Below are 16,721 nucleotides of genomic sequence, written 5' to 3'. Positions count from 1 at the left end.
CAATTATTACGATTCGAAGCAGCAATCAAGTGCCGCGTCGAAAGAGGGAAATTTCCAGGCTAGACGCGCCCTTTGAAGCGGACATCCAGCGCCGAGGCGCAGATGCGCACCTCATCACCAAGCGACCATTCTGCGGCTCGCGCCGCCATTGCGGCCGGAACGCCCTCTGAGCCCGGTCCGGCCGGGATGTCATAGGTGGCATGCGCATCATGCGGGAGCAGCACGCCATAGCCGCGCTCCAGCGCAGCCCGCGCCGTGGCGGCAACACACATGTCCGAAAGCAGGCCGCAGATGGCGAGATCGCGCACGCCCGAGGCCTCGAGAATGCTGTCGAGATCGGTGTCTTCAAACCCGTCATCCCCGACCTTTCGGACCACTCTCTCACCGGCAAGAAGCGGAAAATGCAGCTCCCATCCAGCTTGAAACGGCGCGTCCACGGCATTTGGCGGACCGTCATTCTGCAGGAATACCACCGGCACGCCGGCGTTGCGCGCTTGAGTCAGCAGTACGGTGATCGCCGATAGCAGCAACTCATGACCGGGCACGGCTTGCGGCCCTTGTACGAAGCCGCTCTGCACATCAACGACGACGAGCGCATCCGCCCGATGATGATCGCCAAGCTCGTGCCGCTCTTTTTCCATCGATCGATCGCTCCGGCGCCTGAGAAAAACTCCCGAGCATATGGGAAGGCACCAAGCCGTTGGACAATAGCTGCGTGACCTAGAGAAGCGCTTTGATGACCATTTCGGCACCAAGCACCAGAAGGCAGACCAGAAACCAGCGGCGGAACGTTGCCGGGGAGACGCGATTGCGGATGATCTGTCCCGCCCACATGCCGGCCAGCGCCGGAATGATCGCAAGGGCGGACATCGCCAGATTGTCGATGCGAAAGGCGCCGTGCCAGGCGAGTGCTCCGGCAAGCGCCACCGTCGAAACAGTGAAGGAAAGGCCAAGCGCCTGAACCAGGTCATCCTTCTCAAGGCCGAGCGCCTGAAGATAGGGGACCGCGGGCACGACAAAGACGCCGGTTGCCCCCGTCAGAAGGCCCGTTACCAGGCCAATGACGGGCGACATCAACGGCTCCAGTTTCGCGGGTACACGAAGCTGGCGGGCAAGCAGAGCATGGGCGGCATAAAGGGCGAGAGCTGCGCCCAAAGCACCCGTCGTCACGAGCGAATTGCCGCTGGCAAGCAAGCATGAGCCGGCGAAAGTGCCAGCCACGACCAAGGCGGTCAGCAGCCAGAACCGGCGCGCAAGTTTGCCGAAGCTCGGTCCCGCAAGCAGCTGCCAGACATTGGTTACGAAGGACGGCACGATCAACAGGCTCGCTGCGGCGAGGGGCGAGATCAATGCGCCGAGCACGCCCATCGCCACCGTCGGCAGCCCCATGCCGGTCACGCCCTTGACGATGCCTGCAGCAAAGAAGGTCGCGAAGATCGCGACAACAAGCGATGTCGAATGTTCCATCATGCCCCTTCCCTAGCAAATCCGGAAGGTCGGACAATGCGGATGATGCGAAGGCAGGCTTCGGCTATACCGAAGGCTGAATATGCGGTAGTCTTCGGGCATGCGTTTCGATCTGACCGACCTTCGCCTCTTCCTCGCCGTCGTCGATGCCGGCAGCATCACGCATGGAGCCGCCGATGTCGGCCTCTCATTGCCGGCTGCCAGCGAGAGGCTGCGCGATATGGAAGCCAATGGCGGCGTGCAGCTGCTGGAGCGCGGGCGGCGCGGCGTCCGCCCGACGCCGGCCGGAGAGGCGCTGGCGCATCACGCTCGCCTGATCCAACGTCAATTGGCGCAGATGCGCGGCGAACTCGGCGAACATGCAAGCGGCCTCCGGGCAACGATCCGGCTTCTTGCCAACACCGCCGCAATCTCTGAGTTCCTACCCAGGCGCCTTGCCCCCTGGATGGCAGGGCATCCACGAGTCGACATCGAACTCAAGGAACGCCAAAGTGGCGAGATCGCCAGGGCCGTTTCGGTTGGGTTGGCCGACATCGGCATCCTCTCCGACGCGGTCGATACGACCGGCCTGCTACTGCAGCCCTTCGCGACCGACAGGCTCGCCGTGGTCATGCCTCGCGATCATCCGCATGCCGCAACGAAGCGGGTCGCTTTCGCCGATATTCTGCATGAGCATTTCATCGGGATTGCCGGCGGAGCACTGCAGGAACACATCGATGCGCAGGCCGCGAAGCTCGGCACGAGGCTGAAGATGCGTGTGCGGCTGCGGACCTTCGAGAGCATCTGCGAGATGGCAGCTCATGGCATCGGTCTCGGCATCGTGCCCGAAACAGCCGCACGGCGCTGCAGCCGCTCCGTGAGCATTGCCGTATGCCGCCTTACCGACGACTGGGCGACACGCAGACTTTCGGTCTGTACCCGTTCGCTGGAAGATCTTCCGGAGCCTGCCCGCAATCTTTTCGAGCATCTGGCAGCGACGAAACCACGACCTACATTGGAAAAGCCGCCGCGGATCGAATAGGTTCGCTCGCACTGCGGCCTGGAGGAGCAGCCTGTTGGGAGGTTATCATGGAAGTTCGCGACGACGATCTCGATCGATTCGAGGCAGATGGGGCAGCTCCTTTACCGGATACGCCAACGCAGGGTCATGTCGATAACGACGGCGCCCGCATCTGGTACGCATCCTACGGCAACGGTGCTCCGGTGATCCTCCTCCACGGCGGCCTCGGCAACAGTGGTAACTGGGGTTATCAGGTGCCGGCGCTGGTCGAAGCCGGCCATCAAGTCATCGTCATCGACAGCCGGGGTCACGGTCGCAGCACGCGCGACGACCGTCTCTACACCTACGAGCTGATGGCCTCCGACGTTTTGGCCGTAATGAACAGGCTGAAGATCGAAAAGGCAGCCGTTGCCGGATGGAGCGACGGCGCCTGCATCGGCATGATCCTCGGGCGTACCCATCCGGAACGGATTTCCGGAGTGTTCTTCTTCGCCTGCAACATGGACCCCAGCGGCACGAAGGAATTCGTGGCGACGCCGATTATCGAGCGCTGTTTTTCGCGGCACACGAAGGATTATGCCGCCTTGTCGGCCACGCCTGACAAATTCGATGCCTTCGTCGAGGCCGTCAGCCTGATGCAGCGAACGGAGCCGAACTACACTGTCGCCGATCTCGCCGAGATCCACGTACCCGTCGCCATCGTGCAAAGCGAGCATGACGAGTTCATCAAGCAAGAACATGCCGATTATCTCGTGCGGCACATTCCCGGCGCAGAAATGATTTTCCTGCCCGGGGTCAGCCACTTCGCGCCACTGCAACGCCCGACACAGTTCAATGCCGGCCTACTCGCATTCCTCGCTCGGATTTCGGCCTAATACGAGATTCAGTTGCGCACGTCCGATTGTTGGAATAAATGATGGCCATCATCTTATTCGACACTCCCGAGACCGAATCGCCGCTGACAGGCCCTTCCGCCCCGGGGAGCAATTTTGGCTCCAGGCAGGAGAATTTCATGACAGTCAATTTGTTTTCACCGCTTGCTATCGGCCCTTATGAGCTGGCGCATCGCGTCATCATGGCGCCACTGACACGCATGCGGGCAAGCCAGCCGGGTAACGTCCCCTCAGCGCTAAATGCCGAATATTACGCGCAGCGTGCAACCGAGGGCGGCCTGATCATTTCCGAGGGCTCGCCCGTTTCTCTCGTGGGCCAAGGCATGCCGGCAACACCCGGCATCCATACGCCCGAACAGATTGCCGGCTGGCAGACGGTTACGGATGCGGTTCATCGCAAGGGCGGCAAGATCTTCCTGCAGCTCTGGCATGTCGGCCGCATCTCTCATTCCTCGCATCAGCCCGATGGCGCACTGCCTATTGCCCCTTCTGCCATCGCCGCCAGAGGGCAGGCCTTCACCGCCTCGTTCGAGCGCGTGCCCTTCGAGACACCACAGGCGATCGACATCGATCTGATATCGCTGCTGATCGACATTTACGCCCAGGCAGCAGCCAATGCGAAGCAAGCCGGCTTTGACGGCGTCGAGATCCATGGCGCCAACGGCTATCTCATCGAACAGTTCCTGCAGGCACGGACAAACCAGCGAACCGACCAATATGGCGGCTCGATCGAGAACCGCACGCGCCTGCTGCTCGAAGTGGTCGAAGCCGTTTCCAAGGTCTGGGGCGCTAATCGCGTCGGCGTCCGTCTCTCGCCATTCGGCATTGCCAATGATAGCGGCGAGGACGATCCGCTACGGCTCTACGGTCATGTCATTCGCGAGCTGAACCGGCTGCATCTTGCCTATCTGCACCTGATCGAACCGCGCGCCAGCGGCGCAGGCCAGGCCGAAGTCGACCACAAAAACGTACCCTCAGCTGCGGAACTGTTCCGGCCGGCATGGTCGGGCAAGCTGATCGTGGCCGGAAACTTCCGGCCCGACACCGCCGAAGCCGCTCTTGCCGCTGGCCATACCGATGCAATTGCCTTCGGTCGCCTGTTCATCGCCAATCCCGACCTGCCGGAACGCATCCGGCGCGGCGCTCCCCTCAACCCCTACCATCGTCCCACTTTCTATGGCGGCGGCGCCGAGGGCTATACCGACTATCCGTCGCTCGATGACGCCATGGAGGCCGCAGAATGAGCACGCCAAGCGCTGTCATCGTCGGAGTGGGAGCGGAACAGGGGCTGGGCGCTGCTCTCTGTCGGCTTCTCGCCGGCAAGGGCTATCATGTCTTCATTGCCGGGCGGACACCGGCGAAGATCGATAAGGTCGCCGGCACCATCAGAGCATCCGGTGGCAGTGCCGAAGCCATCGAAACGGACGCAACGGACGAGGCCGCCGTCGTGCGGCTGTTCGAGCGCGCTTTTGCGGCTCGGGATGACATCGCGGCGCCCGATTTCGTCGTCTTCAATGCGGGCATCAACCGCCCGATCGGCTTTCGCGACCTGACCGCCGCGCAATTCGAAGAGTTCTGGCGCATCTGCTGCTTCGGCGGCTTTCTCGTCGGGCGCGAGGCGGCGCGGCATCTGGCACCGCTCGGCCGCGGCACGGTGATCTTTACCGGCGCTTCCGCCAGCCTGCGCGGCAAGGCGGGCTATGCGCAGTTCGCCGCCGCCAAGGCCGGGCTCCGCATGATCAGCCAGAGCATGGCGCGGGAGTTCGGACCGCTCGGTCTGCATGTCGCCCATACCATCATCGACGGCGGCATAGACGGAGAACGGTTGCGCATGCGGCGTCCGGATATGGATGCGGACGGCTTGCTCAATATCGATGCCATCGCCGAGAGCTATTGGCACATCCATCGCCAGCATCCTTCCGCCTGGACGCAGGAGCTGGACTTGCGGCCTTACAAAGAGAATTTCTAGAGCGCGTCGACGTTTGCGAAATCTCCAAACCGCTCTAGCAATTTCGTGACAGAGCCTTGGCCAGAGTGAGGAACTTCGGATCCTCACTCTGGCGATGATCGCGAACCTCATGTTTGCCGTCCATCCCGGAGGTTTCAGCGGAGATGGTGAAGGACCATGCCGACGGGCGATCGCGCCGTCGCTGAAAATGGTTCGCGAGCCTGCCAAGAATACCCGGTTCGCCGCCGCCCCGAGCTTCTGCTGGAGGCGGTTCGACTGCATTCGGATTGGCGGGATCACCCCAGCGATCATGATAGAGATCCCTGAATAGGTCATTGGTCAACATCGTCGTTTCTCATTTTGAATCGATTCAATTTCACAGCGCGTCTGTCGATTTGAATCGGTTCAATAATAGGCCTAGAAAGTCGGCCGTCAAGCAGAATTGAATCGATACAACTTCATTGCTAGGATGCCTCCCGAATGAGGGAGATTGAATTGGCCAAGGGCACTATCAGGCTCGCCGATGTCGCCAAGGCGGCGGGCGTATCGCAGGGAACCGCCTCCAATGTTTTCAGCCGGCCGGATGTGGTGCGCGAAGAGGTACGCGAGCACGTGCTCGAAACGGCCAAGCGGCTCGGCTACGCCGGCCCCAGTCTGACGGGACGCCTGCTGCGGGCGGGAAAGGTCAATGCCATCGGTGTCGCGGCCGTGGAACCGCTTGCCTACTTCTTTGACGATCCCTGGGCCAGAGCCCTGTTGGCGTCCGTCGCCCAGATCTGCGATACCAATGGCACCGGCCTCGCTCTGGTTTCGGCCAAGGACCGGCATAAGCTGGACTGGAACATCAAAAGCGCCTTGGTAGACGGCTTCATCCTGCTCTGCGTCGAAGGCGGGGAAAAACTCGTGCAGTTGACCCGCGAGCGACAATTACCCTTCGTTGCCCTCGCCTTGAATGACGACGATCCGTCGATCGCCTCGATCAGCGTCGACAATATGGGCGGCGCTGCCGCCGCTGCCCGCCACCTGGCGGAACTGGGCCACAGGCGTTTTGCCGTGCTCGCGACCGAGCTTTCCAACGATCATGTCGGGCCGGTCAGCGTCGCGGAAGCCACGCGAGCGATCTACTCCACCTCGCGCGATCGTGCGCTTGGTTATTGGCAGGCTCTCGAAGGCTTCGGGATCCCGCGCGAGCTTGTGCCGATCTATGAGACGATCAACGACAAGCCGAGCGTCGAAGCCGGGCTCGAGATGTTATTTTCAGCATCCGAGCCCCCGACAGCGATCCTCGCCATGTCCGACAACATTGCTCTGCTGGCAATCAACTGGCTGCGGGCACGCGGCCTTTCGGTTCCGCGAGACGTCTCCGTCATCGGCTTCGATGGCGTACCGGAGGGCGGCATGGTGGAGCCGGGCCTGACGACAATGGCGCAACCCTTTGCCGAGATCGCGCGACGGGCGGTCAAAGCGGTTCTCGATGATGCCGTGCCGGCGAAGCGCGAGATGATCGACGTCACCCTGGTGGTGCGTGGCAGCACCGCCCCGCCGAAGCGCTGATTTCCCGGCAAGCGAATCCGCAAACACCGCCAGAAGCAGCATCCTCAGCCCGCAGGTTGCTCGCCATCGACGCCGGCGGCCCGCATCTGGATAAGCTGCCGCGCGGCAGCAGCCGTGGCGTCCTTGTCGCTGGCAACCTGCACGGTCGGCAGGGCGAACTGGATGCCGTTCTCGTCGAAGGCCTGCTTTATCAGGATCAATGCGCTGCGGCGGATGACGGAAAGATCGTTGGGCTTGGCGGTGATCGCCAGCCTGATTTCGATGGCAAAATCGCCGAACTGCTCGACCCCTTTCATCTTCAGCGTCTGAATGATGCTGGGCTTCAGATCCTCATCTTCGAGCAGGCGCTGGCCGATGTCCTTGATGATCTTCTTCAGCTTCACCAGATCGGTGTCGTAGGTGACCTTGACGATGATCTTGTCGATCGCCCAATCGCGATTCATGTTGTTGACCGCACCGAGAGAACCGAAGGGAATAGTTGCCAGCGGTCCGCGCTGGTGGCGCAGTTTGACCGAGCGTAGGCTGAAGGATTCCACCACGCCCTTGTAGTGGCCGCTTTCGATATATTCGCCGATGCGGAATGCATCGTCCCAAAGGTAGAATATGCCGCTGATCACGTCCTTGACGATCGTCTGCGCCCCGAAACCGACGGCAACGCCGACGACGCCGGCGCCGGCGATCAGCGGTCCGATCTGGACGCCGAGGCCCGAGAGCACCATCATCACGGCGATGATGCCGATCACGACCGCAAGAATGTTGCGGAAGATCGGCAGCAACGTCTGTAGCCGCGCGCGGCTCGCTCTCATCTCTTCGCTGTCGCTGACGGCCGGCAGGGACTGCATCACCCTGCCGTCGATATAGGTTTTCGCCAGTTGCCAGACGAGATCGGCGATCAGCAGAATGACGATGCCGCCGAGAATGCCGCGTGCAATTCTGCCAACGGCGGATTCGCTGCCGCTCATCATCGCATGCGCCTCGACGCCCAGCATCTTTCCGAGCCAAAGGGCCGCAAACGTGATGATCAACGCGCGCACGCCGCGATCGAGAAGCACTGCGGCCAACTTGCCGGTACCGAAAATACCATCCGCCGCATCATGCAGCGCCTCGATTGCTCGCGTGGATACCGAGAGAATGCGCGGCAGCAGGATCGCATAGATACCAAGCCAAAGAAGGCCGTCGAAGCCGGCGACCCACAAGCCCCAAAGTGCCGCGAAGAAAATTGTCAGCAGCCAGGAAATTGTCCTCGTTCCGCGGCTGTTCTGCGGGACGGGCCTGGACCAGACGGCGGCCACGGCAATCAGAAAGAGGCCAATACCGAGAGCGTAGCCGATAAGATCGCGCGCGCCGCCTGAAAAGCCGAGCGAAGTGACGGCCTGCATGATGGCCCAACCGCAGGCGAAGTAGGTGCTGAACACCATGCATCGCCGATACCAGTATGTCGCCACGCGCCGCCTTTCGGCTATGCGCGCCGTGCCGCCGTCCTCATCCAGAACATCGTTCGCCCGACGCATGGCGATCAACCCCATCAGCAGCTTACCGATGGCAAATGCCAACCTGATGGAAACCAGAGCGATGACACAGGCGATCGCAAAGCTTTCGATCACCGGCGGCCAATCGAAGGCCAGAAGCGGAATAAGGGTCACCATACCGTGGATGATGGCGGGCACGACCCCGCCCAGAAACTGGAATCGTGCAGCCTGCAGCTCCGTCTCTGCGCTCGTTGCAGCCCCCGCGCGCTGCTCGCGCCTGAAATTGATGAAGCGAGCGACGGCAAGTTCCGCCACCAGCCCCAGGAAAAAAAGAATGACGACCTGGATGACAATGCGCAGGACCCCGACCGTGCGGCCCTCATCCTCCAGCTTCTCGGACGCCGTCATCACCTGAAAAGGCAAGGTCATCGCGGCGCCCGACACGATCGCGAAGTGGCGCCGTGTGTGGGTGAGCATTCCCGAGAGAACGGACATCTGGTCGTCGTTTGCAGGCGAAGGGGTAGCCGTGGCGGCTGGCTGGTTGTTCAGTTGCGATGTGAGCCATTGCCGCACGTCCGGCTCGCTCATCAACTGGATGAGTTCGCGAACCTTGTCGGGCGGCGGCGCCGCCGGCTGGGCGGCAGAGGAGCTCTGGGCGAATGTCGAAACAGGAGCAATCAATGCGAAAAGACACAAAAGCAGCGCCCCGAACGACAGCCTGCCACCCCCGACATTCATCATGCGCGCTGCCCCTTCGACGATCGAACCGATCAGTCCGATTTCGTGCAGATTATACGCCTTTTTCCCGCGGGCAAGCAGGCACTTACCGCTGCGCACATCGCCGCCTCGGCATTGCCCCGGAGCGACTGCCGCGCTAGGTTCTACGGCAGGGATCGTTCAATGCTTGAGGACGCGCTTTGTTCAATTTCCTGAAAAAGCTTTTCGGCAAAGGCAGGCAGGCCGAAAACTGGTTGCCTGCACCCAAACCGCCCGACACGGCATCCATAAAAACGCTGGATCTCAACATCCCCGACGAAGCCTTGCAGGATGAAGCCCGTTTCGCGGCCTATCTGCAGGAGCGGCTGCCGTTTTTCGGCGATCTGATCAGGATCGATTACGACACTGCGGCCGGCAGTCTGACGCTGCACGCACGCAACGGCGATACGATGACGAAGTTCCTCAACAACGCGCTGCTGGCACTCAGGGAAAAGCGTGGCCCGGCTCGCGCCCATGCGCTGTTGAACTATCTCAACATGGCCGAAACCATGGAGGACAACAGCGAGCTGAGCAAAGTGCTGCCCGTGCTGAAGGCGCGCGATTTCATCGACGTTGCTCGGCAGCAGATGATGCATGCCGTCAAGGACGACCCCGATCCGCCGCAATTCGTCTATCTCGAGGAGGCAGAAGGCCTGATCAAACTCTTCGTGGTCAATGGCGAGACGAGCGTCAGTTATGTGATGTCGACGGCGCTGGAGGACTGGGGCATCGATACGCGCGAGCTGGCCGAACTGGCGCAGAGCAACTTGCAGAAATTCCTCTCCAAGACGGGGCTGCAGATCGCCAGGCGCAGCAAGTTCCAATATGTCGAGGTGGATGGCCAGTTCGAATCCAGCGTCGCCTTCCTGCCGAATTTCTGGGCGCAGATTCAGGAACAGTCGAGTGGCGCTGCGCCGATCGCCGCGTTCCTGTCCCGTGACAAGGTCTTCTTCACCCATGAGAAGGATACCGAAGGCCTGCAGCTTCTGGAGCTGATCAGCGCCGACCTTAGCGACGTGGCCTACGTCATTTCACCGGATCAATATCGCTGGGAGAATGGCAAGTGGACCCTGTTCCGGCGTGTCGGCCGCATGGAAGCGGCAATCCGCCACTGACGCCGCTCGCGAAAATAACTCTCTAGCCGGAAACGCTCTACCTTCTTGTTTTCTCGCGCATTCCAAACGGAAAACCGCTGCGCACTTTTCCTGGAAACTCTCCAAAGGCCCTAAACGAACACGTCCTGATCGACCCGATCTTCCGCGCCGAAGAATTTCAGGTAGCGCTCGACCTCCGCAGGATCGCCTGTCGCCTTTTGCGGATTGTCCGAGAGCTTGACCGCCGGGCGGCCGTTGGCCTCGATGACTTTGCAGACGATCGATATGGGATTGAGGCCCTTGAGTTCCGTCGGCGCGCAGCCGGCGAAATCGTTGGTGAGGTTGGTGCCCCAGCCGAAGCTCATGCGCACGCGGCCATCGAAATGCTTGTAGGTGTCGATGATCGCATCGACATCGAGGCCATCCGAGAAGATCAGCAGCTTCTGGCGGGGGTCGCGGCCCATCTTCTTCCACCAGTCGATGATCTTCTCGCCGCCTTCGATGGGCGGCGCGCTGTCGGGGCGGAAGCCGGTCCAGTCGGCCACCCATTCCGGCGCATGCTGCAGGAACGAGGCTGTGCCGAAAGCGTCGGGCAGAACCACCAGAAGATTGCCGCCATAGAGCCGGTTCCAGTCGCGCAGTACCTTGTAAGGCGCCTTGCCGAGCTCTTCGTCGTTCCTGGCAAGTGCTGCGGCGACCATCGGCAGCTCGTGCGCATTGGTGCCGACGGCTTCGAGATCGGAATCCATGGCAAGCAGAACGTTGCTGGTGCCGGTGAAAGCATGTGGCACGCCTTCCTTCAGCGCCTCGACGCACCAGCGCTGCCAGAGGAAGCTATGACGGCGGCGGGTGCCGAAATCGGAGATGCGCAGGCCGGGGAGTTCCCGCAACCGCTCCACCTTTTCCCACATCTTCGCCTTGGCGCGCGCGTAGAGCACATCGAGCGTAAACGGCCCGAGCGCCTTCAGCGCCGTGCGCGAACGAAGCTCGTTGATGATGGCGAGTGCCGGGATTTCCCACATCGTCGTTTCCTTCCACGAGCCGTGGAAGTCGAGAATATACTGGCCGTCGCGCTTCGAAAGCTCGTACTCCGGCAGCTGGAAATTCGAGAGCCAGGTGAGGAATTCCGGCTCGAAAATCTGGGCGCGGCCATAGAAGCTGTTACCCGCAAGCCAGATCATCTCTTTTTTGGAAAGCCGCAGCGTGCGGGCATGATCGAGCTGTTCGCGCAATTCCTTTTCGTCGATCGCCTCCGCCAGCCGTACACTCTTGGTGCGGTTGATCAGCGAGAAGGTGGCGTCGACATCGGGATAGAGCTTCCAGATCATCTGTAGCATCAGAAGCTTATAGAAATCCGTATCGATCAGACTGCGGACGATCGGATCGAGCTTCCAGGTGTGGTTATAGACGCGGGTGGCGATATCCGTCTTGGTCATGTCGTTCCTGCCCCGTCTCCTGCCTGCCGACGTTTCACTTCTCGCCGGCGGGCATGTCGGTACGCGTATCTGGTGCGTTGTTATCAAAAAATGTTGAGCGAAAGTCCAGCCACTGAAGGAAAATTGATACCAGAGTAAATCGGTAGCCTATCGCTGGCAACAACCGAGGCGGAAGGCCCGATCGTTGCCGCTCCATACTGACTTAGTAACCCAGGCTGCGATCCACCAGATGCTGTAGCGCTTCGCCTCGCTCGAAGCGGGCAATCTGCTCCTCGACGTGGCGCATCAGCGCCTTTTCGTCCGACACTGCGGAATCATGCGGCGTGATGATGACACCGTCCACGCCCCAGAGCGGATCGTCCGTTGCCAGCGGTTCGACGGCGAAGACATCGAGCGAAGCACCGCCGAGAATGCCCGTCCCGATCGCCGAGGCAATATCGGCCGACACCTGGCTCTTGCCGCGGCCGGCATTGATGAAGACCGGCTTGCCCAGGGCGCCGTTGCGACGGAGCCTGGAAAAGAGCGAGGTGTTGTAGATCCCGGTCGTCTCCGGTGTCAGCGGCAGCAGGCCGACAAGGATGTCGGTACGCCCCAGAAACGCATCGAGCCCGCTGGCGTCGAAGGTTTCCGTGCCGTCGATCTGCTTTTGGGTGCGGGACCAGCCGATGACGTTGAAACCCATGACCTTCAATTTCGCAAGCGCATCACAGCCGAGAACGCCGAGACCCATGACGCCAACCGTAACATCGGCTGCTTCCGGACCATGCTGCGGCGCCCATAGGCGCTGGCGCTGGTTCCTGAAATGACCCTGAACATCCCTCAGATGCATCAGGCATTGCATGACGACCCATTCGCTCATGCGCGTGGTCAGGCTGCGATCGACGAAGCGGACGATCGGAACGTCGGGCAGGCCGGCGATGGACATCATCGAATCGACGCCGGCGCCACCGGAGAAGATGACCTTCAGATTGGGTGCGCGCTGAAAAAGATCGGCATCCGGCTTCCAGAGCAACGCGTAGTCGACCCGCGAGAGATCCGCGCTCTTGCTGGCAGGGTCGGCGAGATTGATGCTGCCGCGATCGGGAAAGGCCGTCTCGAGAGATTTGGCGATTGCGGCGGGATCGAATTTGAGATCGACGAGAACGGGGCTTTTGGCCGGCATGGCGGTGGGCTCTATTGCTGGATGGCGGCGGTCGGCACCGCCTCGATGTTGAATGCTGCGGCGAGCAGTGCCTTGGTGTAATCTTCTTGCGGCGCGCGGAAAATATCGGCCGAGGCCCCCTGCTCCACCACCTTGCCGAACCGCATGACGATCAGCTCGTTGGCGAGCGCCTTCACCACTTTCAGGTCATGGCTGATGAAGAGATAGGCAAGATCATGCTTTTTCTGGAGGTCGCGCAGCAAATCGACCACCTGCGCCTGCACGCTCATATCGAGCGCCGAGGTCGGCTCGTCCAGCATGACGAAGCGGGGTTTCAGCACCATGGCGCGAGCAATGGCGATGCGCTGACGTTGGCCACCGGAGAATTCGTGAGGATAACGCCAGCGAGTGGAGGGATCGAGGCCGACCTCCTCCAGCGCCCAGCAGACGCGCTTGTCGCGCTCGTCGGCCGAAAGCGACCGCTCATGAACCTTGAGCCCCTCTGCGATGATTTCGCCCACCGACATGCGCGGGCTGAGCGATCCGTAGGGATCCTGGAAAACCACCTGAAGTTGATTGCGCAACGGCCGCATCTCGCGGAATGAATAGCCGGCTATATCTTTCCCCACGAAGCTGATGCGCCCTTGGGAGGATATGAGCCGGGCGAGGGCCAGCCCCAGTGTCGTCTTGCCTGAGCCGGATTCGCCGACAACGCCAAGCGTCTGGCCGGCCCGGAGTTTCAGATCAATGCCATCGACCGCCTTCACATGATCGACGACCTTGCGCATGAAGCCGGCCTTGATCGGGAACCAGACACGAATGTCGTTGCCTTGCATGACCACGGGCTTGCCGTTGTCGCTTGCCGGCGGCTCGCCGCACGGCTCGGCGGCCAGCAGATGGCGGGTATAGTCATGCTGCGGTCGGGTGAAGACGTCTTCCACCGTGCCCGTCTCGACGATGCGGCCCTTGGTCATCACGCAAACGCGGTCGGCGAACTTGCGGACAATACCGAGGTCGTGGGTGATGAACAGCATCGACATCCCGTGCTGCCCCTTGAGTTCGCGCAGCAGTTCGAGGATCTGCGCCTGCACCGTCACGTCGAGCGCCGTGGTCGGCTCGTCGGCGATCAGCAATTCCGGGCGGTTGGCGAGCGCCATGGCGATCATGACGCGCTGGCGCTGACCACCGGACAGCTCGTGCGGATACGCCTTGAGGCGCTTTTCCGGCTCGCGGATGCCGACCTGGTTCAAAAGTTCCAGCGTGCGCTTGCGTGCAGCATCGCCGGTCATGCCCTGATGCAGAGCCAGGATCTCGCTGATCTGCTTCTCGATCGAATGCAGCGGATTGAGCGAGGTCATCGGCTCTTGGAAGATCATCGTGATATCGTTGCCGCGCACGGCGCGCAGCTCGTTGTCCGACGCCCTCAAAAGATCCTTGCCCTTGAACAGGATTTCGCCGGACGGATGGCTGGCGGCTGGATAAGGCAAAAGCTTCAGGATCGAATTGGCCGAGACTGACTTGCCCGAGCCGGATTCGCCGACCAGTGCGACGACCTCGCCCCTATGGATATCGAAGGAAACGCCGTCGACAGCAATCGAGGTGTGTCCGCCCTGACCAAAGGCGACCGACAGATTGCGAACGGACAATAGCGGAGTGGAGTTTTCGCTCATCGGAAGGTCTTCCTCGGATCGAAGGCGTCGCGCACGGCCTCGCCGATGAAAATCAGCAGCGATAGCATGATCGACATGGTGAAGAAGGCCGAAAGCCCAAGCCACGGAGCTTGCAGGTTGGACTTGCCCTGGGCGATCATCTCACCCAACGACGGCGAGCCGGGCGGCATGCCGAAGCCCAGAAAATCGAGCGAAGTCAAAGTGGAGATCGAGCCCGACAGGATGAAGGGAACGAACGTCAGTGTTGCCACCATCGCATTCGGCAGCAGGTGGCGATACATGATGGTGCGGTTGTTGACGCCGAGCGCGCGGGCGGCACGCACATATTCGAAATTGCGTGCCCGCAGGAATTCGGCGCGTACGACGCCGACAAGCCCCACCCAGGAAAACAGCAGCAATATGCCGAGCAGGATGAAGAAGCCGGGCGGCAGAACCGAGGCGATGATCAACAGGATGTAGAGCACCGGCATCGACGACCAGATTTCGATGAAGCGCTGCATCAAAAGGTCGGTCCATCCGCCGAAATAGCCCTGTATCGCGCCGGCGCAGACGCCGACGACAGCCGAGCAGATGGTCAGCGCCAGGCCGAACAACACCGAGATGCGGAAGCCGTAGATCAGGCGGGCGAGGACGTCGCGCGCCTGGTCATCTGTGCCGAGCCAGTTGAAATTGCTCCAGTTGCAGTTCGGGTCGGAAATGCCGCCGGCATAACCGGAGCAGCGCTTTTCCTTGCTCATCGCCCAGAAAGGCGGTGTCGGCGCAGACATTCCGGTGGGCAGATTGGAATTGGCGGTCTGATAGGAATAGTGGATCGGCGGCCAGATCATCCAGCCATTGGCGTTGATCTCGTCCTGAATGTCCTGGGCGCGGTAGTCCGTCTGCGCCAGGAAGCCGCCGAACTTTTCCTCCGGATAGTCGACGAATACAGGCGCGAGGATCTCGCCCTTGTAGGAGATGAGGATCGGCCGGTCGTTGACGATGAATTCGGCGCCGAGGCTGAGCACGAACAGGACGAGGAAGATCCAGAGCGACCAGTATCCCCGTCGGTTCGCCCTGAAATTCTCCCAGCGACGCAGATTGGTCGGCGAGAACAGGCCCTTGCGCGGCGGCTTTTCGATTGGCGTGGAAGCCGGAGTGCTGGCTGCGTCCATCACACATCCCTCCGCTCGAAGTCGATGCGCGGATCGATCCAGGTGTAGATCAGGTCGGAAACGAGGCTGACGACGAGGCCGAGCAACGAGAAGATGAACAGCGTCGCGAATACCACCGGATAGTCGCGCTGGACGACGGAGAGATAGCTCAGACGGCCGAGACCATCGAGCGAGAAGATATTCTCGATCAGTAGCGAGCCGGTGAAGAAGGCGTGGATGAAGGCGCCGGGAAAGCCGGCGATGACGATGAGCATGGCGTTTCGGAACACATGTCCATAAAGCACCCGCCGTTCGGAAAGCCCCTTGGCGCGGGCGGTGATGACATATTGCTTCTTGATCTCTTCGATGAAGGAATTCTTGGTGAGCAGCGTCGTTGTGGCGAAGGCTGCAAGCGACAGCGAAATCAGCGGCAGCACCAGATGCCAGAAATAATCGAGGATCTTCTGCCACCAGTTGAGATCGGCGAAATTATCGGAGACGAGGCCACGTAGCGGGAACCAATCGAAGAAGGAGCCGCCGGCGAACAGCACGATCAGCATGATACCGAACAGGAAGCTCGGAACGGCATAACCGATGATGATGATGCCCGACGTCCAGACATCGAATGTCGATCCGTCCTGAACCGCCTTGCGGATGCCGAGCGGAATGGAGATCGTATAGGAAAAGAGCAGGATCCAGACGCCAAGCGAAATCGACACTGGCAGCTTCTGCCCGATGAGGTCGATGACCGTCGTATTGCGGAAGAAGCTCTCGCCGAAATCGAAGCGGATATAGTTCCACATCATCTGGCCGAAGCGTTCGAGCGGCGGCTTGTCGAAGCCGAACTGCTTGTCGAGCTTGGCGATCAGCTCGGGGTCGAGCCCTTGCGCACCACGATATTTCGAGCTGCTGTCGTCGAAGGCCTGTTGAGCAAGCATGTCGGTGCCGCCGGACAGACGGCCGCTGGCATTGTCGCCCTGCCCGGTCAGCTGCGCGATGACCTGCTCGACAGGCCCGCCCGGCGCAAACTGGACGATGGTAAAGGAAATCGCCATGATGCCGACGATGGTCGGGATCATCAGCAGCAGGCGTCGCAGGATATAGGCGCCCATCAGCCGGCCGCCCCCTCGAAGAGGACTATTTCCCGCTTCGCCTCAATCCAT

Annotated in this window: 15 protein-coding genes; 6 read left to right on the top strand and 9 right to left on the bottom strand. The window is 61.1% G+C overall.

The genetic code is table 11. From position 1 onward, the window contains the following. Positions 1-59: 59 nt before the first annotated feature. Both ACIQJ2_RS27460 and ACIQJ2_RS27455 read right to left on the bottom strand, forming a co-directional pair. The gene (locus ACIQJ2_RS27460) at positions 60-641 is read right to left on the bottom strand and encodes an isochorismatase family protein (RefSeq protein ID WP_400674907.1); all 582 of its coding nucleotides are present in this window, start codon (positions 639-641) and stop codon (positions 60-62) included. 79 nt (positions 642-720) lie between these two features. Then, complete coding sequence (locus ACIQJ2_RS27455; protein WP_400674904.1) at positions 721-1,470, bottom strand: sulfite exporter TauE/SafE family protein; 750 nt, start codon at positions 1,468-1,470, stop codon at positions 721-723. A 97-nt stretch (positions 1,471-1,567) separates the two neighbouring features. Between ACIQJ2_RS27455 and ACIQJ2_RS27450 the strand changes: the two genes are divergently transcribed. The 4 genes from ACIQJ2_RS27450 (at position 1,568) to ACIQJ2_RS27435 (ending at position 5,329) form a co-directional block, all read left to right on the top strand. Beyond that, positions 1,568-2,488, top strand: a complete 921-nt coding sequence (locus ACIQJ2_RS27450; RefSeq protein ID WP_400674903.1) for a LysR family transcriptional regulator — start codon at positions 1,568-1,570, stop codon at positions 2,486-2,488. Between the two features lie 47 nt (positions 2,489-2,535). Then, positions 2,536-3,342, top strand: coding sequence for an alpha/beta fold hydrolase (locus ACIQJ2_RS27445; protein WP_400674901.1), 807 nt, complete (start codon positions 2,536-2,538; stop codon positions 3,340-3,342). Positions 3,343-3,479: 137 nt separating this feature from the next. Beyond that, positions 3,480-4,604 carry an alkene reductase gene (locus ACIQJ2_RS27440; RefSeq protein ID WP_400674899.1) on the top strand — a complete coding sequence of 375 codons (1,125 nt, stop codon included), beginning with the start codon at positions 3,480-3,482 and terminating at the stop codon, positions 4,602-4,604. Next, positions 4,601-5,329, top strand: coding sequence for an SDR family NAD(P)-dependent oxidoreductase (locus ACIQJ2_RS27435; RefSeq protein ID WP_400674896.1), 729 nt, complete (start codon positions 4,601-4,603; stop codon positions 5,327-5,329). The genes ACIQJ2_RS27440 and ACIQJ2_RS27435 overlap by 4 nt, the downstream gene beginning before the upstream one ends. A 34-nt stretch (positions 5,330-5,363) precedes the next feature. On the opposite strand, the gene ACIQJ2_RS27430 is transcribed toward ACIQJ2_RS27435, so the two are convergent. Continuing rightward, positions 5,364-5,654 (bottom strand): hypothetical protein, encoded by a 291-nt coding sequence (locus ACIQJ2_RS27430; protein WP_400674894.1) that lies wholly within the window; start codon positions 5,652-5,654, stop codon positions 5,364-5,366. A gap of 134 nt (positions 5,655-5,788) precedes the next feature. On the opposite strand from ACIQJ2_RS27430, the gene ACIQJ2_RS27425 reads away from it, so the two are divergent. Continuing rightward, complete coding sequence (locus ACIQJ2_RS27425; protein WP_400674891.1) at positions 5,789-6,862, top strand: LacI family DNA-binding transcriptional regulator; 1,074 nt, start codon at positions 5,789-5,791, stop codon at positions 6,860-6,862. A gap of 44 nt (positions 6,863-6,906) precedes the next feature. Here ACIQJ2_RS27425 and ACIQJ2_RS27420 read toward each other — a convergent pair whose 3' ends face one another. Continuing rightward, positions 6,907-9,072: a mechanosensitive ion channel family protein gene (locus tag ACIQJ2_RS27420; protein ID WP_400675002.1), complete on the bottom strand. Its 2,166-nt coding sequence runs from the start codon at positions 9,070-9,072 to the stop codon at positions 6,907-6,909. A 176-nt stretch (positions 9,073-9,248) separates the two neighbouring features. Here ACIQJ2_RS27420 and ACIQJ2_RS27415 point away from each other — a divergent pair, with 176 nt between their 5' ends. Continuing rightward, on the top strand, positions 9,249-10,202 hold the full coding sequence (locus ACIQJ2_RS27415) for a hypothetical protein (protein ID WP_400674889.1): 954 nt from the start codon (positions 9,249-9,251) through the stop codon (positions 10,200-10,202). Positions 10,203-10,312: 110 nt separating this feature from the next. Here the strand turns inward: ACIQJ2_RS27415 and pncB are convergent, their stop codons facing one another. The 5 genes from pncB to ACIQJ2_RS27390 all read right to left on the bottom strand — a co-directional run bounded on the left by pncB (position 10,313) and on the right by ACIQJ2_RS27390 (position 16,670). Next, entirely contained in the window at positions 10,313-11,617 is a 1,305-nt protein-coding gene (gene pncB / locus ACIQJ2_RS27410; RefSeq protein ID WP_199146976.1) for a nicotinate phosphoribosyltransferase, read from the bottom strand. A gap of 202 nt (positions 11,618-11,819) precedes the next feature. Next, the gene (locus ACIQJ2_RS27405) at positions 11,820-12,779 is read right to left on the bottom strand and encodes a 2-hydroxyacid dehydrogenase (RefSeq protein ID WP_400674886.1); all 960 of its coding nucleotides are present in this window, start codon (positions 12,777-12,779) and stop codon (positions 11,820-11,822) included. Between the two features lie 11 nt (positions 12,780-12,790). Next, a complete protein-coding gene (locus ACIQJ2_RS27400) occupies positions 12,791-14,428 on the bottom strand; it encodes an ABC transporter ATP-binding protein (RefSeq protein ID WP_400674884.1) in 1,638 nt (545 codons plus the stop codon). Beyond that, positions 14,425-15,579: an ABC transporter permease gene (locus tag ACIQJ2_RS27395; protein WP_400674882.1), complete on the bottom strand. Its 1,155-nt coding sequence runs from the start codon at positions 15,577-15,579 to the stop codon at positions 14,425-14,427. The genes ACIQJ2_RS27400 and ACIQJ2_RS27395 overlap by 4 nt, the downstream gene beginning before the upstream one ends. After that, a complete protein-coding gene (locus tag ACIQJ2_RS27390) occupies positions 15,579-16,670 on the bottom strand; it encodes a microcin C ABC transporter permease YejB (protein ID WP_400674880.1) in 1,092 nt (363 codons plus the stop codon). The genes ACIQJ2_RS27395 and ACIQJ2_RS27390 overlap by 1 nt, the downstream gene beginning before the upstream one ends. Between the last annotated feature and the right edge of the window lie 51 nt (positions 16,671-16,721).

Source organism: Rhizobium sp. NPDC092011 (genome assembly GCF_044756305.1).
Lineage (GTDB): Bacteria > Pseudomonadota > Alphaproteobacteria > Rhizobiales > Rhizobiaceae > Rhizobium.
This window is presented reverse-complemented; position numbering and strand designations above follow the sequence as displayed.